Here is a 7,044-nt window from a genome sequence, read left to right as displayed (position 1 = left end):
CCATCCCGAACACGACCGTTAAGCCTTCCAGCGCCGATGGTACTTGGACCGCAGGGTCCTGGGAGAGTAGGACGTCGCCAAGCTCATGTATGAAAACCCGTCGTATCTTCGGATACGGCGGGTTTTTGTTATAATCATGAAGGAATGAGGAGGATGTTAAGATGAACAATCTGCCGGTAGAAAGTTATTCGCAAGCACAGTATCCTGTAATCGGAAGCAGCCCGCGTACCCTAAAGCTGTTAATAGATGCTCTTGAGAATGAAAAAGAAGACCGGTTGAGCGATGTGTACGGAACCGGAGAACTGATTGAGTCCTTCCAGACAAAAGTCGCCGCTTTACTTGGCAAGGAGTCAGCTGTCTTTTTTCCGAGCGGGACGATGGCTCAGCAGATCGCGCTGCGGATATGGTGTGAAAGAAGAAATGTGCGTAAAGCAGCTTACCACCCTCTTTGCCATCTAGAGATTCATGAGCAGAACGGCCTTGAAGAGCTCCATGGAATCGAATCGGTGCTGCTGGGAGCGGAGGACCGTTTACTAACATTAGACGATGTAAAGGCTATGGGAGAAGAGATTGGCTGCCTGCTGCTTGAGTTGCCGCAGCGCGAAATCGGCGGCCAGCTGCCCTCCTTCGACGAGCTGGAGGCCATCTCTCGTTATTGCAGGGAAAAAGGAATTCCTCTGCATTTGGACGGTGCGCGATTATTTGAAATCGTGCCTTATTATGACCGTTCGGAGGCTGAAATTTGCTGTTTATTCGACAGCGTATACGTGTCGTTTTATAAAGGGCTCGGAGGACTCGCCGGAGCGATTTTGGCGGGAGACAGCGACTTGACCGAGCAGTCGAAAGTGTGGAAAAGAAGGCATGGAGGCGATCTGATCAGCCTATATCCCTATATTCTTAGCGCAGATCAGGCTCTGGAGCTCCGCCGTCCTCGAATGGAGCTTTATTTTAATGGGGCAAAGGAGTTGAGCTCCAAGCTGAGCCGATGCCGCCAGCTTCACGTTGTTCCCGAGCAGCCGGTATCCAATATGTTTCATCTGCATATCAGTTTGCCCCTGGATAGAGCCGCATCCGTGCTGAACCAGGTTTGTAAGGAAAGCGGCGTCGGACTCGCTTCATTTGTGAGAGAGACATCGGCAGCCTCCTGCTGCACGGAAATTCATATTGGTGACCGATATTTGAGCATTCCGCAAGAAAAGCTGGACGAGGCGCTGCAGCTGCTGGAGCGATTGCTGGGCGAAGCCGCCGCAGAATAGAACTATTGTCTGAGTAAGATCAGCTATGCGAAAGCTTTTCTGTTCACATCCCAAATTACAATACTGCGATCAGGTATAAACAGCAGCGGCTTTTCCCAAGCTGGTAACAGCAGGGGAAAGTCTTTTTTTCGTTCATTGGACTTCATTCGTCGGCTATTGACCTTTGTGGAAAAAAGCGTATAATTATGTTCAAAGTCAAAGAAAGTCAAAGTCAGTTGCAACCGTTCCTCCGTTTTTTGGGTAATGACTCAAGAGAAGGAATAGCTATTCTCGACGTGAAAAGTTACGCTTTCAGGGGAATGCTACATGGATGCGATTTGGCATTGGCTATTTGGCTTAGGCACAATGATTTACACCTGAAGGTGCGATGCATAGGGAGGTTGGTGATATGCGAAATATTTCCGATGCCCTGGAGCAGCACTTGAAGCAGCTGCTGCAGGATAGTCCCGAGGGTGCGGTGGAAATTCAGCGCAATGAGCTCGCGGACCGGTTCTCCTGCGTGCCGTCCCAGATTAATTATGTAATCAGCACCCGTTTTACGCTGGAGAAGGGTTATCTGGTCGAAAGCAAGCGGGGAGGCGGCGGTTATATCCGCATTCAGCGGATCGAGCTGCCGGGGATGAAGGCGATTCACAGCCATATTCATCATTCCATCGGTTCCCACGTCGATCAGAGCGCTGCGGAAGGACTCATTTATCAGCTGGAGGAAGCGACGATCATCACAAGGCGGGAAGGCAATCTGCTGCGTGCCGCTATGTGCAGGGAGACGATTGCGCTCAAGCTTCCTCAGCGGGACGAGATGAGGGCAAGGCTGCTTCGCGCGATGTTGATTTCACTTCTGGGTAAGGATTAAGAGACAGTCCGGCAAGGAGGGGATGCGCCATGCTTTGTCAGGAATGCGGCAAAAGGCCGGCGACGCTTCATTTTACGAAGATCATCAACGGCGAGAAAAATGAATTCCATATTTGCGAAACCTGCGCGCGGGAAAAAGGGGAAGGATTGCCGGGAGCGCCAAACGGCTTCTCGATCCATAGCCTCCTTTCAGGACTGATGAATTTTGATCCGGCAGGCAAACCAAGCGGTTCGGGTCAGACAGCCGCTCCTCCGCTCCGCTGCGAGGAATGCGGACTTACGTATTCGCAATTTACGAAGCTGGGCCGCTTCGGCTGCAGCTCTTGTTATACGCATTTTGAAGACCGGCTTGACCCGTTGTTCAAGCGGGTGCACGGCAGCACGGCGCATGTGGGCAAAATTCCGCAGCGCTCGGGCGGACTGATTAAGACAAAGCGTGAAATTGGCCGGCTGAGGCAGGAGATGCAGAGCTCCATCCAGAAAGAAGAATTCGAGACTGCCGCCCGGATTCGGGATGAGATTCGCGAGCTGGAGAAGCAGCTTCACAGCCCAAACCACAACGAACAGCCGGATGGGCCCGTTTAGCGGCCCGGCATCCGAGAGGAGGGATTGGATTTGGCAGCCAACCGCTTTGCGCAGGAGGCGCTGAGTGAATGGATGAAGGAGAACGGACCGGATTCCGAGATCGTGTTCAGCAGCAGGGTTCGAGTGGCCCGCAATTTGCGGGGCTATCCATTCCCGATTCTGGCGACGGGCCAGCATTCCGAGGAGGTCATGAGCAAGCTCACGGCCGTAGCCAAGGAAGGCAAGCTGGATTCCATCGGCAAGTTTGAAACGCTGATTTTGTCCGATCTCAGCGAGCTTGAGCGCAGGGTGCTGGTCGAGAAACATTTGATCAGCCCTTCGCTGGCGAACGAATCCCGGGCCGGAGCCGTTGTCATGAGCGATAACGAAGCGATTAGCATTATGATTAACGAAGAGGACCATCTTCGCATTCAATGTTTATATCCCGGTTTTCAAGTCAAGGAGGCATGGCAGCTCGCCAGCCAAATTGACGATATTTATGAAGAAGCTACGGAATACGCCTTTGATGAAAAACGCGGCTTTTTGACCAGCTGTCCGACCAATGTGGGCACGGGCATCCGGGCTTCGGTCATGATGCATCTGCCTGCGCTTGTGATGACCCAGCAAATCAACCGCATTTTGTCCGCGATTACTCAGGTTGGGCTTGCGGTGCGGGGGCTTTACGGCGAAGGCAGCGAGGCGCTGGGCAACCTGTTCCAAATCTCCAACCAGATTACGCTCGGCCAGTCCGAGGAGGAGATTATAGACAACCTGCACGGCGTTGTGCGTCAAATAATTGAGCATGAAAAAGCGGCCCGGGAGCGGCTGTTACAGGAATCCCGCCTAAGGCTGGAAGACCGGATCAAGCGCTCTTACGGCATCCTGTCCCACGCAGCCATTATGGATTCTAAAGAATCCGCGCAGCGTTTGTCGGACGTGAGGCTGGGCATCGATCTCGGCATGATTCAGGAAGTTTCCCCGCAGGTTATGAATGAGTTGATGGTCATGACTCAGCCGGGTTTTCTGCAGCAGGCTTTTGAGGAGAAGATGAACACGGAGCAGCGGGATATGCGGCGAGCGGAGCTGATCCGCACGCAGCTGGCGTCCCGATCCCAAGACGGAGGTGCTTTCGAATGATGTTTGGACGATTTACGGAACGCGCGCAAAAGGTGCTTGCACTCGCTCAAGAAGAGGCGGTGCGGCTTGGTCATAATAATATCGGTACAGAGCACATCCTGCTCGGTCTCATTCGGGAAGGCGAAGGCATTGCAGCCAAAGCGCTCATCGCGCTTGGACTCGGCTTGGAGAAAATCCAGGACGAGGTGGAATCTCTCATCGGCCGCGGCCAAGAGCAGCCAAGCAATATCGCATATACGCCGCGCGCTAAAAAGGTCATCGAGCTGTCGATGGACGAAGCGCGCAAGCTCGGCCATACGTACGTCGGCACAGAGCATATTTTGCTCGGCCTGATTCGCGAGGGCGAGGGCGTTGCGGCAAGAGTGCTGAACAATCTTGGCATCAGCCTTAACAAGGCACGCCAGCAGGTGCTGCAGCTGCTCGGCAGCAGCGAAGCGGTATCCAGCAGCCACGGCGCGCCTGCTAATGTCAGCACGCCTACGCTGGACGGTCTGGCCCGCGATTTGACGGCGTCCGCACGCGAGAACAACCTGGACCCGGTGATTGGCCGGAGCAAGGAAATTGAGCGTGTCATTCAGGTGCTCAGCCGCCGGACGAAAAACAATCCGGTGCTGATCGGCGAACCGGGCGTAGGTAAAACAGCGATTGCGGAAGGCTTGGCTCAAAAGATCGTAGCCAATGAAATTCCGGAGACGCTGCGCGACAAACGGGTTATGACGCTGGATATGGGCTCTGTCGTAGCGGGTACGAAGTACCGCGGCGAATTCGAGGACCGCTTGAAAAAAATCATGGATGAGATTCGTCAAGCAGGCAATATCGTTCTGTTCATCGATGAGCTGCACACGCTGATTGGAGCGGGCGGGGCGGAAGGCGCAATTGACGCCTCCAACATCCTGAAGCCGGCTCTGGCGCGCGGCGAGCTGCAGTGCATCGGCGCTACGACGCTGGACGAATACCGTAAATATATCGAGAAGGACGCCGCTCTGGAGCGCCGCTTCCAGCCGATTACGGTTGATCAGCCTACGCCGGACGAAGCGATTCAAATTTTGCACGGCCTGCGCGACCGTTACGAGGCGCATCACCGCGTCAAAATTACCGACGAGGCGATTGAAGCAGCCGTTAAGCTGTCCGACCGTTACATTACGGACCGTTTCCTGCCGGACAAAGCAATCGACCTGATTGACGAGGCCAGCTCCAAAGTAAGGCTGCACACGTACACGATTCCGCCGGATCTCAAGCAGCTTGAGGGTCGCCTGGATGAAGTGCGCAAGGAGAAGGACGCGGCCGTTCAGAGCCAGGAGTTCGAAAAAGCAGCCGCTCTGCGCGACACAGAGCAAAAGATCCGCGAAGAGCTGGATACGACCAAAAACAGCTGGAAAGAAAAACAGGGACGCACTGATTCCGAGGTAACGCCGGAGGATATCGCTCAGGTCGTAGCCGGCTGGACGGGGATTCCGGTCAGCAAGCTGGCCGAAGAGGAGACGCAGCGTCTGCTCAAAATGGAAGATATTTTGCATGACCGCGTTATCGGCCAATCCGATGCGGTCAAAGCGGTATCCCGTGCCGTGCGCCGCTCGCGCGCCGGTCTGAAGGATCCGAAACGCCCGATGGGCAGCTTTATTTTCCTTGGCCCTACTGGCGTCGGCAAAACGGAGCTGGCTCGTGCACTGGCCGAAGCGATGTTCGGCGACGAAAACGCCGTTATCCGCATCGACATGTCGGAGTACATGGAGAAACACTCCACCTCCCGTCTCGTCGGAGCGCCTCCGGGCTACGTCGGGTATGAGGAAGGCGGCCAGCTGACCGAAAAGGTTCGCCGCAAACCGTACTCCGTCGTTCTGCTCGACGAAATCGAGAAGGCTCACCCGGAAGTGTTCAACATTCTCCTGCAAGTGCTGGAGGACGGACGCTTGACGGATTCCAAGGGCCGCGTCGTCGATTTCCGCAATACGCTGATCATTATGACGTCCAACGTCGGCGCTGATCAGATCAAGCGCAATTCCACGCTTGGTTTCACCGCGCAGCATGATGCGGGACGCGAGTTCAACCAGATGAAGGAAAAAGTGCTGGGCGAGCTGAAAAAGAGCTTCCGTCCTGAATTCCTGAACCGGATCGACGAAACGATCGTGTTCCACTCGCTGGGACAGGAGCATATCGCTCAGATCGTAACACTTATGTCCGACGAGCTGCGCAAGCGGCTGCGTGAGCAGGAAGTGGACTTTGAGCTCACTCAGAAAGCGAAGGATTTCCTCGCTAAAGAAGGCTTCGATCCGGCTTACGGAGCGCGTCCGCTGCGCCGTGCCATCCAGAAGCATATCGAGGACCGTCTGTCCGAGGAGCTGCTGATGGGCACGATCAAAAAGGGCTATATGCTTGTCATTGATGAGGAAAACGGCGGGTTGACCGTTACGCCTAATCCTGAGCATAAGCCGAATGAAGAAGCTCCGGCTGCGAAGTAAAGCGCCGAAGGTTTAAAGCGGATTGATAGCGGCTCTGGCCCTTTGCGGGCCGGAGCCGCTTTTGTACATAGATCGTTCAAGAATGACTGGAGAATGCCGAAGGAAAGCCGCTGTCGAACGGGTAATTAATCTAGAGATTAACGTTTGAATACAGAAGGGAGAGGTACAGATGATCGTTGTAACGAATACCATTCGCATTAAAAGCGGCTTCGGGGAACAGGTGGCCGAGCGCTTCAAAAATCCGAAAGGCGTACACTTGATGCCCGGATTTGAGGGTATGGAGCTTCTGCTTTCGCGCGACGAGGAAGCCGACGAACTGAAGGTAGTCACTCACTGGCAGGATAAATCAAGCTTTGACAACTGGGTGAACAGCGACTCGTTCAAACAGGCGCATGCGCGTCCAGCTGCTCCCCCGGTGCAGGACGGACAGGCTCAAGCCGATCCGGTTCAGCCCATGGGCGGTACGGCTACGGACGGCAATCCGGTCGCAGGCGAGACGGCGGCGGAGGCATCCGGCTCCGTGCAGCAGCATGGCGGTTCTGCTCCTGCTCCGGGAGCGCATGCCGGCTCGCAGCCCGGTGCTCCGAACCCGCGCGAGCTGATGCTAGGAGCTAAACTTTCCGTGCACGAGGTGCTGTTTACACTTGGAGCGGACAAGCTGTAGCACGGAACCCAATAACGTTTAAAAGCTGCTTCCCTGTCATAGGGGGAGCAGCTTTTTCGTTGTAATGAATAGCCCAATCTAAGTCAAAAAGCATGGCCTGTGTGAAGTGCAG

6 protein-coding genes and 1 rRNA gene are annotated in these 7,044 nt (G+C 54.8%); all 7 read left to right on the top strand.

Annotation, left to right across the window (positions count from 1 at the left end):
- A 5S ribosomal RNA gene (gene rrf, locus M3223_RS22745) occupies positions 1-83 on the top strand; the annotation flags it as partial.
- Positions 84-161: 78 nt separating this feature from the next.
- A complete protein-coding gene (locus M3223_RS22740) occupies positions 162-1,256 on the top strand; it encodes a threonine aldolase family protein (protein ID WP_251565923.1) in 1,095 nt (364 codons plus the stop codon).
- A 388-nt stretch (positions 1,257-1,644) separates the two neighbouring features.
- Positions 1,645-2,109 (top strand): CtsR family transcriptional regulator, encoded by a 465-nt coding sequence (locus tag M3223_RS22735; protein WP_251565921.1) that lies wholly within the window; start codon positions 1,645-1,647, stop codon positions 2,107-2,109.
- Between the two features lie 29 nt (positions 2,110-2,138).
- Entirely contained in the window at positions 2,139-2,693 is a 555-nt protein-coding gene (locus M3223_RS22730) for a UvrB/UvrC motif-containing protein (protein WP_251565919.1), read from the top strand.
- Between the two features lie 30 nt (positions 2,694-2,723).
- On the top strand, positions 2,724-3,809 hold the full coding sequence (locus tag M3223_RS22725; protein ID WP_251565917.1) for a protein arginine kinase: 1,086 nt from the start codon (positions 2,724-2,726) through the stop codon (positions 3,807-3,809).
- Positions 3,806-6,268, top strand: a complete 2,463-nt coding sequence (gene clpC, locus M3223_RS22720) for an ATP-dependent protease ATP-binding subunit ClpC (RefSeq protein WP_251565915.1) — start codon at positions 3,806-3,808, stop codon at positions 6,266-6,268. Before M3223_RS22725 ends, clpC begins: the two co-directional genes overlap by 4 nt.
- A gap of 169 nt (positions 6,269-6,437) precedes the next feature.
- Positions 6,438-6,932 carry an antibiotic biosynthesis monooxygenase gene (locus M3223_RS22715; protein WP_251565912.1) on the top strand — a complete coding sequence of 165 codons (495 nt, stop codon included), beginning with the start codon at positions 6,438-6,440 and terminating at the stop codon, positions 6,930-6,932.
- The last annotated feature ends 112 nt before the right edge of the window (positions 6,933-7,044 follow it).

This window comes from Paenibacillus pasadenensis (assembly GCF_023715725.1).
In the GTDB taxonomy this organism is placed as follows: domain Bacteria; phylum Bacillota; class Bacilli; order Paenibacillales; family Paenibacillaceae; genus Paenibacillus_O; species Paenibacillus_O pasadenensis_A.
This window is presented reverse-complemented; position numbering and strand designations above follow the sequence as displayed.

What these genes read in the sequence shown, in the direction of transcription:
- M3223_RS22730 (WP_251565919.1), top strand. Translation starts at nt 2,139, where the DNA reads ATGCTTTGTCAGGAATGCGGCAAAAGGCCGGCGACGCTTCATTTTACG.
- M3223_RS22715 (WP_251565912.1), top strand. Translation starts at nt 6,438, where the DNA reads ATGATCGTTGTAACGAATACCATTCGCATTAAAAGCGGCTTCGGGGAA.
- clpC (WP_251565915.1), top strand. Translation starts at nt 3,806, where the DNA reads ATGATGTTTGGACGATTTACGGAACGCGCGCAAAAGGTGCTTGCACTC.
- M3223_RS22740 (WP_251565923.1), top strand. Translation starts at nt 162, where the DNA reads ATGAACAATCTGCCGGTAGAAAGTTATTCGCAAGCACAGTATCCTGTA.
- M3223_RS22735 (WP_251565921.1), top strand. Translation starts at nt 1,645, where the DNA reads ATGCGAAATATTTCCGATGCCCTGGAGCAGCACTTGAAGCAGCTGCTG.